The following is an 18,925-nucleotide window of genomic DNA, read 5'->3' as shown; positions in this document are numbered from 1 at the left end:
CGGCCACCCACCGATGAGCTCCTTTTTTTTTATAAAAAATAAAGTCCAGTCATCTTTTTTTTGACCTACTTTTTTTATTTTTCTGCCAAGCTTCGTTCACAAATAATTCACAACTAGTTGCTATTATATAAGCATACCAACAAACAACCCTAACACTTTTTCATTTTTTAACTCCTTTGCTCATCGGCCACCCACCGATGAGCTCTTTTTTTGTCATGAACACAACAAAGAAGCGTTCCTTTTTTCAGGAACGCTTCTTTTTCTTCGATTAGACTTCCAGCATTTTTTCCGCGATCTGACTCTCTGAGCCGACCCTATTGCTGAATCGATCATAGATTTGTCCATCCTTTAAAAAAATGATCTCATTTGCCGCCTGAGCGACCTTACTATCATGAGTAATCATCACGATCGTAATCTCAAGCTCTTGATTGATTCGTTGAAAAATTTTAATGACCTCTGCTCCTGCGTTACTATCTAGGTTTCCTGTTGGCTCATCCGCTATAATTATTTGTGGTTCATTCATAAGGGCGCGACAAATGGCGGCTCGCTGTTTCTCACCGATAGATAATTCATGTGGAAGTTTCGCTAATAAATGTTCAATTCGCAAAATTTTGAAAAAGGGATTCATCCGTTCCTCTGCCTTTTTCGTATCCTGCTTATCCAAAATTGCCGGCAAAAGAATATTTTCTTTTACAGTGATACTTTCCATTAAGTTAAAATCTTGAAAAACAAAACCGATTTTCCGTCTGCGGATATCAGAAATTTCATCAGGAAATAGTTCATGGGTCGCCCGCTTTTCAAACATGACCGCCCCTGTAGTTGGCGGATGCATCAGTCCTAAGATTTTTAATAACGTGGTCTTGCCGCAGCCGGAACGCCCCATGATACAAGTAAAATCCCCATAATTGATGGCTAAATTGATCCCCTTGAGCACTTCTTGTTGGCCATAATTTTTAGTAATGTCAGAAGCTTTGATAATAGGCTCCATGTCTCGTTACCTCCACTTTTCGATTCTGCGATAAATCAATGCCCCAATGATTCCCCAGCTTATTAAGTAAACACTGTAATCCATTAAGAATAATCGACCAAATTCCAGCCATTCTCCAACTGAAAAGAAGCGCAGCATGCCCATAATACTAATAAAAACAACACTCACCAGTAATCCAGCAACTATTGGCAGCACAATAAAGAAGCTTACCTGTTTTTTCAAAACCCTGCGCTGTTCTTTTCCTCTCATCCCTAATTGATCCAATAGTCTTCTTCGAGAAATCAGCAGACCCTGCTCACTCTCAAATTTTGCGACGAGTATTCCTACATTCATGAAGATACAGACAGCTAACGTGAAGATCAAAAGTAAGACCTGCAGATAATTTTCAGTAACCACAGCTGTGTTCGCTCATATACCGGCTCAATCGTGGCATCCCAACGCTTATCCTCAAGATAAGTATCCTTCAAGAAAGTCAACGATTGAAGGATGCTTTTATCCCCATTAATCAGAAATAATTGCCGCGGATTTTCTTTTTTTGTCAGTTTTTCAAATTCATCATTTGAAAAAACAAGAATATTTTCCTGTAACCCCCGTTGAAACATTCCAGTCAGTATCAAGCGTTCTTGACTCTTGATAGTTCGCATAGGAAAAATCAGGTCGACATTGTTTGTATTATAGCTTTCTAATGGGGTTCCGATTCGCAAACGCGGCCGCACACTTTGCGGATCCCAATCGATCGGCTGTGCACGGATACTGATGGCCTGTTGATAAACCACATGCCATTGCCCCATTTTTAAATCTAGTGGATGATTTTCTAAATTGTTGGCCTGTCGCAACTGTTGATAAGTGGCCTCAGAAATACCGATATGCTGTCCTTGAATAAACATCACCGGGCGACTGGTACCGAAAGTTTCCCATTCTGGATCACCATCTATAGAAGTGACTGGAAAAAATGGATACTTTTTCCACAATGCCTTCTCTCGAGTCAATATTCCTTCCACTTGCTGAACTTCTGGCTGCTTCACCTTTGCAACCACCTCGTAAGGAAATAAATTTTCCACAGTCGTTTGTTGAAATGTCACTAGCCGCGGTAAAAAGAAGCCGACTATTAAAACATTCAACAGGGTCGCTAATGTTAAAACATTGATACTCTTATGGAATCGATAAAATAAATCATTACGAGAAAGTAATAGGTCGGTCTTTCCCCGCCTCTGTTTCACATAAAGCCCACCACCGCCAAGGAATAGTCCCCATAGGGCAGCGATCAGTGTTGCAATTACTAATAATGTTTCTGCCGATTTCCGCCGATGGAACCACAAAAAAGTAATGGTTAACATGATCAGACCTACCAATAAAAACAGCGGACTCCAGCGTTGATTGGGCTGATCCGGTTTGGCTTGTTCCCGTGGTCTAAACTGAATTAAACGAAGGATTTTTTCTTGATGGAACGCCATCGCCAAAATGACCAAACCTGCATAAAGCAGCAGAGCCCAACCAAAGCTTGCAAACTCTCTGGTAAGTACTAACCCAATGGTGCCCCCAAGCAAAATTCCCGTTAAGGCGCAGAAGCCGAATTCTTCCAAAAGCATCATCAAAAAGGTTCGTTTCCGAATGCCCAGCTGGATAAACAATTCCATATGTTTTGCCTTAAAATCAATGTATAATCCGTCCATGAATGTTAGAAATAGCAATAACAATAATAAAAGAACACCGCCTGATTCGATAAAAATACGTAGCAGTCCCGTCTTATCAAAGATAGATTCCTGTGTATGCATCCCACTAAAATCACGATACGTAAAGAAAAGAATGATCAGTGAAAAAAATACCAGCGCGTTAGCAAAAATCAGCAGCACGTAATTCTTATGATAAAAACGAAAATTTTTTTGAATTATTTGGTGAAACTCTGGCGGATACTTACCAGGAAAGGCTAAACGCCGCTTACGATCCTCATTGTAGGCTTTCTCAACTTTTTGTGACGCCGCATACTTCTGGTCACGCGAAATTTTATCCTCTAAATACCGATTCAATAGGAACTCCATCGCACCGACAATCAAGAATAAAACCAACCACATACTACTTGTGTAAAATTGAATAAAGATAAAATAAAAAAACATCGTAAAATAGAGCCACGCTGATTTAACAGCGTCCAAAAAAGACAGCTTTCGCTGACAGGTGATTAAAACAGCATCGGCAATATAAAGGACGGCTAGTAATAAAAACATTGCTGTCCCTACTAAAACACCCATTCCAGAAGAAAAGCCTGTCCGCCAAAAATGTAGGAAATCTCCGCTGATCAAGCTGCGAAACCAAGCTCCTATTAAACTGAATCGCTGCTGTTCGCCGCCGAGTATTTTAAAAAATAGCGCGATCACTAACATCCCGTAGCCGGCTACCATGGAAATCCCATTCATTCGCTTTTGCATAATGCCCTCCTGCACTGTTCTTCTATCTATTATCATAGCAGAATAGGAACACGCTGAAAGCGTTTGTTAGAAAATAATTCATTGCCAAAAAATGAATCTAGCATAAAAAAACTAGGTACCCTACGGAGAGTACCTAGTGAATCAATCAATTATTTTTTATGTGTTTCGAATAATGGGCTGACTGGTTTATTTTCGTGGATACGTTTGATCGCATCCCCCATTAATTCACCCACACTGATTTCATCAATCTTATCGATTTTTCGTTCATCTGATAAGTAGATTGAATCCGTTACAACTAAATGTTCAATGGCTGAATCTTGGATTCGTTGCATTGCTGGTCCAGATAAAACAGGATGGGTACATGAAGCGTAGACTTGTTTCGCGCCAGCTTCTTTTAAAGCGTTGGCAGCTAACGTAATCGTACCGGCAGTATCGATCATGTCATCGATAATCACACATGTTTTGCCATCGACTTTCCCAATAATATTCATTACTTCAGCAACATTCGCTTTTGGACGGCGTTTATCAATGATCGCAATCGGCGCCTTTAAGAATTCAGCTAATTTACGAGCGCGTGTTACCCCACCATGGTCAGGTGATACCACCACAACGTCATCTCCGCAAATTTCTTTTTCTAAGAAATAATCGGCAATCAATGGAGCACCCATCAAATGATCGACAGGGATATCAAAGAATCCTTGAATTTGTGAAGCGTGTAGATCTAGCGTCAATAGACGAGTCGCGCCAGCTTTTTCAATCATGTTAGCAACAAGTTTAGCAGTGATTGGTTCCCGTGCGCGTGCTTTACGGTCCTGACGGGCATACCCGTAATAAGGCATTACGACGTTGATTGTTTTTGCACTCGCACGTTTCAAAGCATCGATCATAATCAAAAGTTCCATCAGATTATCATTTACTGGACTGCTTGTTGACTGAACGACATAGACATGACAACCGCGAATACTTTCTTCAATGTTTACTTGAATTTCACCATCACTAAATTGGGTAACTGAACTTTTTCCTAATTCAACACCAACTTCTTCAGCGATTTTCTCAGCTAGGGGACGATTTGAGTTCAAAGCAAAAATTTTCAATCTTGGATCAAAATAATGTTTCGACATGGGGACCTCCACTTTCTTTTTAAGCATACGTTACCGATTATATACCATTTCAAATAAAATACTAGTCATTTCCATTTAAGAAATCAAGAGAATTCCCTTAAAAAGGCAGATGATTAGCATAACCTTCTTTGTTGACTTGACGAGCGCGAGCAATAGCCATATCACCTTCAGCGACATCATCTGTGATTGTTGAGCCTGCTGCTGTTACACTGTTATCGGCAATGTTAACTGGTGCGATAATATTCGTGCTAGAACCAATAAAGACATGATCTCCGACATTGGTATGATGCTTGTTTTTGCCGTCATAATTGACAAAAACTACCCCGCAGCCAACGTTGATATCTTTTCCAAGCGTCGCATCACCCACATAGGTCAAATGACCCACTTTTGTGTTTTCTCCAATAGAAGCTTTTTTGATTTCCACGTAGTTACCGATATGAGCATTTTCACCAATATCCGCTTGTGGACGTAAATGTGCATTCGGACCAACATCCGCATTTTTACGAACAATACATTCTTCTAATACAGAAGCGGTGATCTCCACATTGTCTTCAATTGTGCTGTCAACAATTTTTGAATGAGCACCGATAATACAGTCAGAACCAATCACCGTATTCCCTTGAATTTGTACTCCAGGTTCAACGATCGTGTCAGATCCGATTTTGATGCCCGCATCTATATAAGTGGTCGCAGGATCAATAAAGGTTACACCGTTTACCATATGTTGCCGATTGATTCGACGACGCATGATTTCATTCGCATTCGCTAAAGCGATCCGATCATTTACCCCTAAGGATTCTTCAAAATCCTCCGTTTGATAGGCCGCCACTGTTTGTCCATCATTTTTTAAAATCTCAACGATGTCAGTTAAGTAGTATTCACCTTGTGCATTATTCGTACCGATTTTTTCCAATGCCGCAAATAATTGTTCGTTGTCAAAGCAATAGGTTCCAGTATTGATTTCTTGCGTACGCGCTTCTTCTGGTGTCGCGTCTTTTTGTTCTACGATCTTTTCTACGATACCAACATGGTCACGTAAAATACGGCCATAGCCTGTTGGGTCTTCTGCATGAGCAGTTAGGATCGTCGCGCTGGCCTTTTTACCCTGGTGGTAATCAAACAGGTTGTTTAATGTTTTCGTCGTAAGTAAAGGGGTGTCTCCACTGATGACTAATGTTGTTCCTTTTTTTCCCTTCAAAAATTCTGCCGCTTGCATAACAGCATGGCCCGTTCCTAGTTGCTCTGCCTGCAGTGCGTATTGACTGCGTTCGCCTAGCTGCTCTTTGACCATTTCTGCACCATGCCCTACGATAGTCACGATATCTGTCGGCTGTGTCTCAACCACTCGCTCGATAATGTGTTCCACCATTGGTTTTCCCGCCACTGGGTGCAGCACTTTGTATAATTTTGATTTCATGCGAGTTCCCTTACCCGCCGCTAAAATAATCGCATAACGATTTTCCAAAAGAAGTCACTCCTATTTCGTTTTAATGTATTCATTTTTCTCAGAAGAAAAATGAGTCTGATTCTCAACACGTATATCATTCTACTAATGAACTGAAAGCACAAAGTAGAACTGACATCCTATTTCGTTTTAATGTATTCATTTTTCTCAGAAGAAAAATGAGTCTGATTCTCAACACGTATATCATTCTACTAATGAACTGAAAGCACAAAGTAGAACTGACATCCTATTTCGTTTTAATGTATTCATTTTTCTCAGAAGAAAAATGAGTCTGATTCTCAACACGTATATCATTCTACTAATGAACTGAAAGCACAAAGTAGAACTGACATCCTATTTCGTTTTAATGTATTCATTTTTCTCAAAAGAAAAATGAGTCTGATTCTCAACACGTATATCATTCTACTAATGAACTGAAAGCACAAAGTAGAACTGACATCCTCATTCATATTAATGAAATAATTTTTCTAAAAAAATTACCTCTGATGTTCATTCCGTATATCATTCTACTGGATTGTAGAATGGATTTTCATTTATGAAGTTCTTGCTATTTTAAACGCTTATCCCATTTTACTAGCCAGACGCAAAAAAGGCTAGCCCGTTAGACTCTCCATTAAAAATTCGGGAGAGTCTAAACAGCGTAGCATTTCTTTCATCTATTTATCGAAGCAGTTGCCTGGTACGACCGAAATGGTTTTTGTACTTGTATCGACATCCTGTACAAATAATAATGAATTATAGTCGTCGATCGCGCGTTCACCTTTAAATTTAGATTCCGCAAAGACTGTAATCCCTACAAGCTCCGCCTCAAATTCTTCGATCAGACTCTTCATGCCATTGACGGTTCCGCCGCCTTTCATAAAGTCATCTACGATCAGAACTTTCGAGCCGCGTTTCAAACTGCGTTTTGATAATTCCATTTTTTCAATGCGTTCAGAAGAACCTGACACATAATTGACGCTGACCGTTGACCCTTCGGTAATTTTTGAATCCCGACGAACGATCACAAAGGGTGCGTTCAAATAGTAAGAGACCGCTTGAGCGATCGGCACTCCTTTAGTAGCCACAGTCATGACTGCATCCACCTTTTTATCCAAATATTGGGCCGCAATAATTCGACCGACCTTGCGTAACAAGTCGGGTTGACCTAACATATCTGATAAATACACGTAGCCGCCAGGCAGCAACCGATCTTCTTCTGACAAACGTTCTGCCAAAGAACCGATATATTCTTGCGCCTCTTCATCCGTGATACTCGGCGTAAAGACAACCCCGCCTGCTGCTCCAGGAATCGTCTCTAAGAAGCCTGTTCCTCGTTCTTTGAAGGTCTTCTTCACAATGGCTAAATCTTCACTGATAGAAGATTTGGCTGAACCGTATCTAGCCGCAAAAAAAGTCAATGGGATCAAGTCATGTGGATGATCCAACAAATATTGTGTCATGTCGATTAATCGTTCGCTTCGACGCACTTTCACGTAATTCACTCCTATTTCGTATTTAGTATAATTATTTTTACTTGGAAAAATAATTTTGATTCTCAACGCGGATTTTTGCACCGTTTCTTTAAAAGAAGTGCGCATGACCCCGATTCTGATTTATCGTTTCCCATTATAAGGGTTTAGCCAATAAAATTCGAGCATTTTCTCGTTTTAAAGTCGAAAAGTTCGGAATTTATTAATTATTACACAAAAAAAGAGGAAAAGCTTTCGCTTTCCTCTATTTTTGAACTTGTTTTCGTTGAATCAGGATTCGTAATTGACGAATCCCATTAAGAATCAGAAACAATAAAATGAAGCCAAGCGTAATCGTCGCTCCTGGCGGCGTATCTAAATAATACGAACCCGTCAGTCCGCCGATCATGCCAACAAAACCAACCAGCACACTAACGAAGATGACAATATTGAAGCTTTTGCCAACGCGCATTCCGATCGCTGCAGGCAATACCATAATCGCTGAGATCAGCAGGGCTCCTGCGATAGGAATCATAATAGCAATCGCCACACCAGTGACAACATTAAAAATCATCGACATCATGCGAACAGGCAACCCATCCACGGCCGCAATATCTTCATCAAAGGTCAAAACATACATTGGTCGTTTGAATAGCAAAAACAAAATACCTACCAGAACAAACAAGATGCCTAAAAACACCACCTGCTGCCAAGTGATCGTCACGATCGAGCCAAACAGATAAGACTGAATGCTGACCGCCGAACTGCCAGGCGCTAAACTCATCAGCACTAGTGCGACTGCTAAACCCGCCGCCATCAAAATGGCGATGGATATTTCCGAATAGGAACTGTACATATTCTGCAGGTATTCCATGATAATCGCAGCAATCACAACAACAAACAGTGTTGTACCTGTTGGGTTCAAGTTTAAGAAGAAGCCAAGCGCGACTCCCGCCAATGAAACGTGGGATAGCGTATCAGCCATCAAAGATTGACGACGAATGACAAGAAAGACACCTAGCATAGGCGCGATTCCTGCTATAAAGATCGCAGCTAGAAAGGCACGTCTCATGAACTCATATGAAAGCAACGCCATTTAGAATTCTCCTTTCGTACCAATCGAATATGCCGATCAATATATTTTTTCGTATCCTCATGGTCATGAGTGATCATTAAAATGCTCTTTCCATGGGCATGAGCGCTGTGGCGCAACAATTCATAAAAATCATTCCGAGATTTTTCATCCATCCCTGTTGTCGGTTCATCCAAAATCAACAGATCAGGATCTTTCGCAAATAAACGCGCCAAGCTGATCCGTTGTTTTTGACCCCCGGACAGCTCGCCGACCTTTTTATGGCGCATATTCCACATATCTACTGACTCTAATGCCTTTTGTACATGCTCATGATCTCGGAGGGATAATTTTTTGAACCATTTTCCTTGTGGGTAGCGTCCGGAGGATACTAGCTCCAGCACTGTGCTGGGAAATCCGGCATTGAAGGATGCTACCTGCTGAGGAATATAGCCGATACTCAATTTTGTTCCTTGGGCATTTTTTTTCGCAATCGTCACTTTTCCACTGCTAGGCTTTAATAAGCCTAATGTCGCTTTGATCAATGTCGATTTTGCGGCACCATTTTCTCCAGTCAAAATGACGAACTCCCCCGGATCCACATGGTAGGAAACATTTTCCAAAACCGGTTCGTTATCATAATAGAATGAAAGGTCTTCCACCTCGATATACGACATGTTCGTCTCTCCTTTAATCATTGTTTTGCTGTTATTGGATACTTTCCTTCAAGGCGTTCAAATTCTCCCGCATAACAGAAACGTAATCTTCACCGTCTTTGATTTGTTTGTTCGTTAAGCTTTCCAACGGATTCAACACTTCTAATTTCACACCAGTCTCTTTCGATAATGTCTCGGCAACTTTTGAAGAAGCATTTTCCTCAAAATAGATCACTTTCACTTGATGATCGTCCACATAATGCTTCAACTCGCTTAAGCGACTTGGAGACGGCTCTTGATCCGGGGAAATACCAGCAATTGCTTCTTGCGTTAACCCGTATTGCTTCGCTAAATACCCGAAGGCCGCATGCTGTGTCACAAATGTTTTGTTCTTCGCATCTTTAAACGCCACTTGATATTCTTTGTCCAACGTTTTTAGTTCTTCGATATAGTTCGCAGCATTTTTTTCAAAATCCGCTTTGTCATCTGGATATTTTTTGCTTAATTGGTCCCGAATCGTTTCAACTTCTTTGATCGCTAAAACAGGATCTAACCAAACATGGGGATCTAACTCATGGTCATGTCCGTGGGCTTCATGTTCCTCTGCATCATGATCCTCATAAGCTTCTTCGTGATCGTGCGCGGCATCATCCATTAAAGTAATCTCTTTAGAGGCTTGGATAATCGCTGTCTTCTTCGTATCAATCGTGTCCGTCAGGTTGTCTGTCCATGTTTCCAACTCTGGACTATTATAAACAAACACATCTGAATCAGAAATTTTTGCTAAGTCTTTGGCAGAAGGTTCGAAATCGTGAGGCTCTGTTCCAGCGGGAATCAACAATTCCACGTCCCCCTTATTTCCTACTACCTGCTTAGTGAATTCATACATTGGATAAAATGTTGTCATCACTTGGATTTTATCATTAGATGAGGCTTCTTTCTTCTCTTGACTACCGCAAGCAGTCAGCAAAACTGATAGTAACACAGTTCCGATTAAAAGCAGTCCTTTTTGCATCTTCATTTATATACGCACCTTCTCTTCTCTTTTTAAGACAAGAATTAATTTAACAAATGTTTTTCTATCCGTCAACTTAAAACGTAAAAATTACGATTTAACTCAAAATAATGCTGTTAAATCGTAATATAGATGATATACCATTCATATGAAGAGCAAAACCTGTATCCGGTTCATTTTTATTACATTGTTATTTTATAAAGATCTTCAATTCCTTTTCATTCCACAAAAAATAGACCCCGCGGGATCTATTTTAACGTGCGAACAAGATAGACTTCCTCACAAAAGCCCTTCAATGCATTAAATACATGCTTCGCCCGTGAGTATTTGTGGCACAAGGCATAAACGGTCGGCCCACTGCCGCTCATCATTGCAGCATCAGCACCATATTTCAGCATCCGATCCTTCAATTGCTGAATAACTGGATGCTTTCTGATCGTTACGACCTCCATAGAATTGCCTAAGTTTTCCGTCATTTTCTGATAATCATTTGCTTCAATCGCAGATACAAGTGCCGCAATATCCGGATGATACAAATCTTCCATGACAATTTGCGCAAAGATCGTTCGTGTTGAAACACTCATTCGTGGTTTCACTACTACGACCCAGCATTGGGGCATCGGTGCAATCGGCGTGACCTTCTCTCCGAAGCCTTCAACCAAGGATGTTTGCCCGTAGACACAATACGGAACATCCGAACCGACTTCGGCACCTAAGCTAGCTATTTCTTCAATGGACAACCCCAAATCCCACAGACGATTCACTGCACGCAAAGCCGCCGCAGAATCTGTCGAGCCGCCGCCAAGACCGGCTGCTACGGGAATCTCTTTATGAATTTTAACCCGCAGACCTTTTTTTATTTCAAAGCGTTCTTTAACCAGTTCCAACGCTTCATAAACATGATTCTTTTTATCCGTGGGTAAAAAAGCCTTGTTGGTCTCAATAATGATTCTATCTTCAGGAATTTCTTCCAAATACAAACGATCCGCTAGGTCGATGCTCGCCATGACCATCGCCAGCTCATGCAACCCATCCGGTCGTTTGCCTAAAATGTCGAGGCCCAAATTGATTTTCGCAGGGGCTTTCTCCATAATTTCCATTTTCTCACCCGTTCAAATTTTTCACTAGACGATTCTATCATAGCCCATCCTAAATGTATAGATAATTCATTCTAGCATAGCCACCCTAAATTAGTTGAATAATTCCTCCTAAGGCTTTACCATGAAGTTAGAAGAAATCGGTCTGTAATGTATTTATGTGTTGTCAGAAGGTTATTCATTACGAATTAGGAGGAAGCTGTATGAATCTACTACCGAAAAATGATTGGTTAGATGGAGAAGATTTGGTTGGAAAGCTGATGAATACGTTTTGGGATGATCGAAAAATGAGCGTGGACATTCGCGATTTAGATGATCATTACGAAGTCAAAGCGGATCTGCCAGGCTTTGATAAATCAGAAATTTCCGTTCATTACAACAACGATATCCTTTCAATTGATGCAGAACACACGGCTGAAAACGAAGTCAAGGACGATGGTCGATTCGTTCGCAGAGAGAGATCCAGTAGTGCCTACCATCGTCAATTTGCTGTAAAAGATATTATTGAAGAAAAAATCAATGCGAAATTCGAAAATGGGGTTCTTACCTTAATACTGCCAAAAGCAGAATACGAAGAACGAAAAGGCAAAGCGATTACGATTGATTGATTAAAAAAAACGAGCTAGCTGAAGCTGTCATGCAAAAGTGTTCACTTCTGCATGGACTTCAGACTTGGCTCGTCTTTTTATAGCTCGATCATTTCCTCTGAAATGGTTACACCTTTGTTTTTTCCGCGACCGATCAGCAACAATAATTGCAGTGCAGAAAACAGGAAGCTGCTGTCTCTCCTATAAGCAAAATATCTCGGCCGCCACTGATCGACATAAATGGTTTTTTCTTCCGCCACTTGTTGAAAGGCATAGATGGAATGACCATATTTATAGATCAGGTTCATGATTCGTTCGCCTAAGAAGGCAAAAGAGGTCTCTCCAACCTTGGCTAGCGGTGCCATCCCCTGATAAACTTCCCCATAGCCTTGCTTTTTCAGCTCATCCATTAAATGAAGCTTTAAAAACGTCGGTAATTCATTGGGAACATCGTTTCGAAAACGCAGGAGATCAAAGGAGGCTTTTTCCTGGTTGATGGGCTGCTCCGTGATAAAACCGACAATTTGATTTTGCGGATCTCGAGCAATCCCGACATTGCTGGTCTCAATATAAGAACGGTCAAAACGTCCAACAGAGAAACATTTTTCCTTTTCTCCATTCAACCATTCATCCGATATCTCCTCCAACTCATCAAATACCTCTTCAGGAAGCCTTTCAAAATAGATGAATTGATAGCCTTCATTCGTTAATCGCTTAAATTCAAAGCGATCTGAGAAAACATCCAGCTTATGTTCCGTGAAATCTGTCACCCCAGTTTCTCCAATCTTATCAAAATGGAAACCAAGATCATGTAACAGCAGCACATAGTCTTCAGAGATTTTATAAAAGGCTAATTGATAGCCCAAGCGATCGGCATGCTCCATAAACGCAAACGTCGCCGCCTGCCATTTCTTCGGATTTCCTACGGGGTCTCCTAAAACAAAACACTTATTGGCCCGCGTTTGAAAGCCAAAAAGAATTTGATCATTGCCGTTTTCTTGATAATAGAAATACTGATACCCGGACACCCGCAGATAATGACTAGCTGGTGTCCCACCATAGCGACTAATCAAATAATTGAACCGTTTTTCATCCCAAGGCGCCCCAAGCTTTGTTTCGCTTTGCGTCAAATACTGATAAAGAATCGATAAACACAGAATAGATAAAATCAAGCCAATCAGTCCAGAGAACCAAATCTCTTCTGATGGAAAGGCGAAATATTTCATCGACAAGCGTTCTGTGCTCCAAATTTGTCCACTGTGATAGCCTGCCACTGCATAAAATATAAAGAGCAAGCCGAACAGAATACCATCAAAAGCCAACGCTCCCCAAGAATAAACAAAACGTTCCCGATAAAATTCCTTCCGAGACATCCAAACAATCAGCAAGATCACTAGATAAACTACGATTAAACGAACCGATGCTGTCCGCGCCACGGTATTGACGATCCCAAAAATCAGTAGCAGAATCGTCGGCCAAAATGCCCGCTTCACCTTTTGTGAAATGCCTCGAGCAAACCCCAGCAGCAAAAAGCCGATCAAGAGGTTCAGCGTCTGATCCAAGAAATCAAACGAAAAAGGCAATAAAACTTGAAATAGCCGGCTAATGTTCGATAGATTGGTCAACGTTGACAACAAGATCATCATGATTCCTGCAAAATAAACGGCACTTACCATAAAGACATGCGCCACTTTTTGTGATAACAGCCGCGGCAAATTATCAAAGTAACGATTCATTTTGACACTTGTGTTGGTCAAGAAAATGACGATCCCCGTTATAAAGGGCAGTAAATAATAAAAGATTCGATAAAATAAAATCCAAACAACTGCGGTACTTTGATTCAATCCGAGATGCCCTAATCCTAAGATCATCATGACATCAAAGGTTCCTGCACCTCCGGGAACCATCGTCAGCATTCCCAAGCCTGTTGCAATTACGAACATCGGATAAACTTCTCCAATGTTTAACTTCACGCCCATGAGATACCCTACAATTAAAAAGACAGCTAAAGCACCTAGCCATTGGCCTAAAGATGCTAAGTACAACTCAAGGATTTGCTTTAAGCGAAACTCTTTAAAAATCGTGCGGCGGCGTCCGTAAACAAAAACAAATAAAATCGGCGCAAAGAATCCGCCAGCTAATAACCAAAACCGGTAACGAACAAAGGGATTTTGCGTTCGAAAGAAGATCAAGTCTAAAGACGTGATAAAGGCCATAATCGAAAGACCCGCCAACATGAAAATAGCGATCTTCGAAATCACAGCTAATACCTTCTTCTTCTCCATTCCCTTCCCGTAAAAGCTTGATCGCAGACTTACCCCAACGACTCCGCCAAAACCGGCCAGATTATTAATGGTATTTGTGGTCCAGGCTGAAACTAGCCATTCTCTTCGATTCATATGCGGCCTGCCCGCTGCTTCCAGCGTCGTAATAGCCACATGATCATATAAAAGCATGGGGAGAACGCCGCAAAGGCCGATCCCAAACATACTTAATAATGTCCTTTGATCCTGTTGTTTGATCGTTTGCCAAACGGTTTGCCAGCTCATTCCATGGGCGATATTTTTCACCTGATTTGCGACGAAAAACAAAACAATCCCGAAGAAAATGATCTTCAGCAAGGTGGCATAGCGTTTGAACCAGCGACTGATAGTCGTCATCCTTCTACTCCCATTCTTTCTTTTCTTGTATTCTATTTTAAATGAATTCTTACTTTGAAGCTATCCTTTTAAATTTAGGATTCCCTTAAAAATTAATTCGTTATTTTTTATAGATTGCATCTGGCAAAAAGAAAAAGCCTCAATAGGAGGCTTTTTACTATTTTGCATAATCGGTTGCTCGTGTTTCTCGAATAACCACTACTTTTATGTGCCCTGGATAATCCAGTTCATCTTCGATTCTGCGACGAATATCGCGAACCAAACGAGTTGCATCTAAATCAGAGATTTCCTCTGGTTTAACCATTACACGAACTTCACGTCCTGCTTGAACGGCGAAGCTTGAGTCTACTCCGTCAAAACTATTCGAAATATTTTCTAAGTTTTCTAAACGACGGATATAGTTTTCTAATGATTCACTACGAGCGCCTGGTCTAGCAGCGGAGACTGCATCGGCAGCAGCTACTAAAACAGAGATGACTGATGTTGCTTCAGTGTCCCCGTGGTGAGAGGCAATTGCATTAATCACAACAGGATTTTCACGATATTTGGCAGCAAGTTCTGCACCAATCTCAACGTGGGATCCTTCGATCTCATGATCCAGCGCCTTACCGATATCATGCAGCAAGCCTGCCCGTTGCGCTAACTGAACGTTTTCACCTAACTCTGCAGCTAAAACACCGGTCAACTTGGCAACTTCAATCGAGTGATTCAACACATTTTGACCATAGCTGGTCCGGAAATGCAAACGACCTAAAATCTTGATCAAATCTGGATGCAAGGTATGAGCGCCTACTTCAAAGGCTGCCTGTTCCCCATATTCACGAATACGTTCATCCATTTCCTTACGAGATTTTTCAACCATTTCTTCGATCCGTGCCGGATGAATCCGACCGTCTTGAATCAATTTTTCCAACGTCATACGGGCAATTTCCCGTCTGATTGGATCAAATCCGGATAGAACGACTGCTTCTGGCGTATCATCGATGATTAAATCAATGCCCGTCAATGTTTCCAATGTGCGAATATTCCGACCTTCACGTCCAATGATGCGACCTTTCATCTCATCGTTTGGCAATGTAACAACCGAAACAGTCGTTTCAGAAACAGCATCAGCGCCGCAACGTTGGATAGCCATTGCCAAAAGATTTTTGGCTTTGCGATCGGCTTCTTCCTTCGCACGTTGCTCAGATTCCTTGACCATTACTGTTAACTCATGGTTCAATTCCTCTTCCGTCTTCTTCATAATTACTTCTTTTGCTTCATCTTTCGTTAAAGAAGCAACTTGTTCCAATTTTGTTTGTTGTTCTTCAATCAGTTGTTCTACATCTTTTTCTCGCTCGTCAATTAATTGCTGTCTAGCACTGATTTTTGTTTCTTTTTCTTCCAGTGAGTGCTCACGCTTCTCGAGAGAGTCGTCTTTACGATCTAAAGTCTGTTCTCTTTGAAGCAAGCGATTTTCTTGCGATTTTAATTCTTGTCTGCTTTCTTTCAACTCACTTTCAACTTGTGCGCGATACTGCTGGTTTTCTTCCTTGGCTTCCAACAAAGCTTCTTTCTTCAAGGTTTCCGCTTCTTTATTAGCATGCGTGATGATCCCTCTAGCTGTGTTTTGTGCCCCATCAATTTCTTTTTCATGACGTGATTTTGCTACCATGAAACCCAAACCAAGACCGACAATTAAACCGATGATAGCGAGGAGAATAGGAACTAACATTAAATCCACCTCCGTACTATCTTATTTACCTATCTGTAGTTTTTTGATAAACGAATGTCAAATTATCAATATGCCTACTTGCATATGTGTGAGAGTCACACAACTTTATTCTAATGTTTGTCTGATAGCGTGTCAACTTTATTTCTCTTTTGCTAAATCCACAAATAAAGCGCTTTGATTTATTTCAAAATACTGCGAAAAAAAACACTAATGACTCATTTTGTCATTAGTGTTTTTCGTTTTTTATTCATCTAAAGGCAATTCTTCTTGTCCTGCTTCTTCAGCATCTGCTGCTGCCGCATCGTCGCCAATACCGTACGCAGCTCTGACACGAGTAGCAACTTCGGCCATCATTTCTGGATGATCAGCCAAATATTTCTTCGCGTTCTCACGCCCTTGACCGATACGATCTTCTTTATAGCCATACCAAGCACCACTCTTATCAATGATGTCTTGTTCAACAGCCATATCCAGCAATTCGCCCTCTTGTGAAATCCCAAGTCCGTACATAATATCGACTTCGGCTACCTTGAATGGCGGCGCTACCTTGTTCTTAACAACTTTGATCTTCGTGCGGTTGCCGACAATGTCAGTCCCATTCTTCAATTGCTCTGCACGACGTACTTCTAAACGAACTGTTGCGTAGAATTTCAACGCGCGTCCACCAGGAGTTGTTTCAGGGTTCCCAAACATTACGCCGACTTTTTCACGAATTTGGTTGATGAAGACCGCGATTGTTTTGGTTTTGTTAATCGAACCAGACAACTTACGTAACGCTTGAGACATCAAACGTGCTTGCAAACCAACGTGAGCGTCTCCCATCTCTCCATCGATCTCGGCACGCGGTACTAAAGCCGCTACTGAGTCGATAACGATGATATCAACAGCGCCACTGGAAACTAATGCATCAGCGATCTCTAGACCTTGCTCACCAGTATCTGGCTGTGAAAGCAGCAGCTCATCGATATTTACACCTAAACGCTGTGCGTATTGAGGATCCAACGCATGTTCAGCATCGATAAAGGCTGCGGTACCACCATGCTTTTGGACTTCCGCGATGGCATGTAATGCCACCGTTGTTTTACCAGAACTTTCTGGTCCGTATACTTCAATGATTCGTCCGCGAGGGTACCCGCCAACACCTAACGCAACGTCCAATGCCAAAGAGCCACTCGGAATCGTTGAAATTTGTTGATCGACCTTCTCACCTAACTTCATGATCGAACCTTTACCATAATTCTTTTCAATCTTCTTCATTGCAGCATCTAAAGCTGCCTTGCGATCATTTGCCAATAGCTGATCCTCCTATTTCCTATAATAAATATGCTTTCCACATCATTATTGCTTTTTCAATATCCCTAGTTTATCGGTTTGAAATCAAAAAAGCAAGCAAAAAACGAACAAACATTCGCATTTTTAATTTTTGTTTAGAATTGCTCTTCGCAGCATATCTAAGCCCTTCATGACTGAACTATGGCGAACATACGAACGGTCACGGGTAAAATGATTTTCTGTAATCAGGGTCTCGCCCTCTTTTTGCGCCAATCCGATATAGACTGTTCCCTTCGGCTTTCCTTCTAACTCATCAGGACCAGCCACACCTGTAAAGGACAATGCATAATCTGTTCCAGCAAGACGCAGTGCAGCTTCTGCCATCTCTTTTGCACATTCTTCACTAACTACACCAACACGGTCTAGCAGCGCAGAATCGATCCCTAAGAAGCTTACTTTTGTTTCCTTAGAATAGGTGACAAAGCCTCCAGGAAAGACTTCAGAAACACCTGAAATTGTCCCCAGCGTTGCTTGGAACTCCCCAGCAGTCAAACTTTCTGCCGCCGTGATACTTAAATTGTTTTCCTTTAGTAGATCAACAACGACTTCAACTAAGCTATTTTCTTCTCCATAGCCGTAAAAGAATTCGCCGACTTTAGCCATGATTTCAGCCTCTGTCTGATCCAATAGAGCATTGGCTGAAAGCTCATCCTCTGTCTTCGCAGTGATCCGCAACGTGACTTCGTTCGGCTTCGCATAAGGTGCAATCGTTGGATTTGATTGCTGTTCGATCATTTCTGCCAAATCTGTCACTAGTTTTGATTCTCCGATTCCGAAGAAACGTAACACACGTGAAGTTAATTTTTCCGTTGTTGGAAATTCTTTTTCTAGTAATGGACGTGCTTGCTCCAAAAACATCGGCTTCAATTCACTAGGTGGCCCTGGTAGTAGAATGTAATTGTTTTTCTCCCCTTTATATAAGCAGCCGATTGCTAGTCCTGTCCGATTCGGTAAAGGAATGCCATCTTGGAGAGTTTCGATTTGCCTTAAGTTATTCGGCGTCATAGTGCTTTGACGCTGCGCAAAGAACGCATTTAATGCTTCTAGCCCTTCTGTATTTTGAACCAGTGGTACCCCTACATGATCCGCCAATACATTTTTGGTTAAATCATCATCTGTCGGTCCCAAACCACCACATAAAATGATCAATTCACTGCGAGTATCTGCTAATTGAAGCAACTCTTCCAATCGTTGAGGATTATCCCCTACGACTGTGTGGAAATAAACCTCGATCCCCATATCCGCTAATTTCTCTGATAAGAATGTCGCATTTGTATTTACGACCTGTCCTAATAAAAGTTCCGTACCTACGGCAATAATTTCTGCTCTCATTTTCTCTCTTCT

The 18,925-nt window shown here is 41.4% G+C and carries 15 protein-coding genes; 1 reads left to right on the top strand and 14 read right to left on the bottom strand.

Features of this window, described 5'->3' with window-relative positions; translation table 11 throughout:
* Window positions 1-268: 268 nt before the first annotated feature.
* The 10 genes from RV13_RS11835 to ispE form a co-directional block, all read right to left on the bottom strand.
* Entirely contained in the window at window positions 269-988 is a 720-nt protein-coding gene (locus tag RV13_RS11835) for an ABC transporter ATP-binding protein (protein WP_010747247.1), read from the bottom strand.
* Between the two features lie 6 nt (window positions 989-994).
* Window positions 995-1,351: a hypothetical protein gene (locus tag RV13_RS21380; RefSeq protein WP_231371732.1), complete on the bottom strand. Its 357-nt coding sequence runs from the start codon at window positions 1,349-1,351 to the stop codon at window positions 995-997.
* Complete coding sequence (locus RV13_RS11830) at window positions 1,348-3,411, bottom strand: hypothetical protein (RefSeq protein ID WP_240145436.1); 2,064 nt, start codon at window positions 3,409-3,411, stop codon at window positions 1,348-1,350. Before RV13_RS11830 ends, RV13_RS21380 begins: the two co-directional genes overlap by 4 nt.
* Window positions 3,412-3,560: 149 nt before the next feature.
* Window positions 3,561-4,532, bottom strand: coding sequence for a ribose-phosphate diphosphokinase (locus RV13_RS11825; protein WP_010747250.1), 972 nt, complete (start codon window positions 4,530-4,532; stop codon window positions 3,561-3,563).
* A 97-nt stretch (window positions 4,533-4,629) separates the two neighbouring features.
* Window positions 4,630-5,997 (bottom strand): bifunctional UDP-N-acetylglucosamine diphosphorylase/glucosamine-1-phosphate N-acetyltransferase GlmU, encoded by a 1,368-nt coding sequence (gene glmU / locus RV13_RS11820; RefSeq protein WP_010747251.1) that lies wholly within the window; start codon window positions 5,995-5,997, stop codon window positions 4,630-4,632.
* Window positions 5,998-6,653: 656 nt separating this feature from the next.
* A complete protein-coding gene (purR, locus tag RV13_RS11815) occupies window positions 6,654-7,472 on the bottom strand; it encodes a pur operon repressor (RefSeq protein WP_010747252.1) in 819 nt (272 codons plus the stop codon).
* A 241-nt stretch (window positions 7,473-7,713) separates the two neighbouring features.
* Window positions 7,714-8,544, bottom strand: a complete 831-nt coding sequence (locus tag RV13_RS11810) for a metal ABC transporter permease (RefSeq protein WP_010747253.1) — start codon at window positions 8,542-8,544, stop codon at window positions 7,714-7,716.
* Window positions 8,517-9,197 (bottom strand): metal ABC transporter ATP-binding protein, encoded by a 681-nt coding sequence (locus RV13_RS11805; RefSeq protein WP_060789105.1) that lies wholly within the window; start codon window positions 9,195-9,197, stop codon window positions 8,517-8,519. Before RV13_RS11805 ends, RV13_RS11810 begins: the two co-directional genes overlap by 28 nt.
* A gap of 31 nt (window positions 9,198-9,228) precedes the next feature.
* Window positions 9,229-10,197, bottom strand: a complete 969-nt coding sequence (locus RV13_RS11800) for a metal ABC transporter substrate-binding protein (protein WP_010747255.1) — start codon at window positions 10,195-10,197, stop codon at window positions 9,229-9,231.
* Window positions 10,198-10,439: 242 nt separating this feature from the next.
* On the bottom strand, window positions 10,440-11,291 hold the full coding sequence (gene ispE, locus RV13_RS11795) for a 4-(cytidine 5'-diphospho)-2-C-methyl-D-erythritol kinase (protein WP_035015764.1): 852 nt from the start codon (window positions 11,289-11,291) through the stop codon (window positions 10,440-10,442).
* A 200-nt stretch (window positions 11,292-11,491) separates the two neighbouring features.
* Here ispE and RV13_RS11790 point away from each other — a divergent pair, with 200 nt between their 5' ends.
* Complete coding sequence (locus RV13_RS11790; protein WP_010747257.1) at window positions 11,492-11,896, top strand: Hsp20/alpha crystallin family protein; 405 nt, start codon at window positions 11,492-11,494, stop codon at window positions 11,894-11,896.
* Between the two features lie 77 nt (window positions 11,897-11,973).
* On the opposite strand, the gene mprF is transcribed toward RV13_RS11790, so the two are convergent.
* From mprF to RV13_RS11770, 4 genes are all read right to left on the bottom strand, one after another.
* Complete coding sequence (gene mprF, locus RV13_RS11785; RefSeq protein WP_010747258.1) at window positions 11,974-14,535, bottom strand: bifunctional lysylphosphatidylglycerol flippase/synthetase MprF; 2,562 nt, start codon at window positions 14,533-14,535, stop codon at window positions 11,974-11,976.
* A gap of 157 nt (window positions 14,536-14,692) precedes the next feature.
* Window positions 14,693-16,249, bottom strand: coding sequence for a ribonuclease Y (gene rny / locus RV13_RS11780; RefSeq protein WP_010747259.1), 1,557 nt, complete (start codon window positions 16,247-16,249; stop codon window positions 14,693-14,695).
* Window positions 16,250-16,492: 243 nt separating this feature from the next.
* The gene (gene recA / locus RV13_RS11775) at window positions 16,493-17,542 is read right to left on the bottom strand and encodes a recombinase RecA (RefSeq protein ID WP_010747260.1); all 1,050 of its coding nucleotides are present in this window, start codon (window positions 17,540-17,542) and stop codon (window positions 16,493-16,495) included.
* Between the two features lie 123 nt (window positions 17,543-17,665).
* Entirely contained in the window at window positions 17,666-18,913 is a 1,248-nt protein-coding gene (locus RV13_RS11770) for a competence/damage-inducible protein A (protein ID WP_010747261.1), read from the bottom strand.
* Window positions 18,914-18,925: the final 12 nt, after the last annotated feature.

The sequence above is a fragment of the Enterococcus raffinosus genome, from assembly GCF_001886185.1.
Taxonomy (GTDB): domain Bacteria; phylum Bacillota; class Bacilli; order Lactobacillales; family Enterococcaceae; genus Enterococcus_A; species Enterococcus_A raffinosus.
This window is presented reverse-complemented; position numbering and strand designations above follow the sequence as displayed.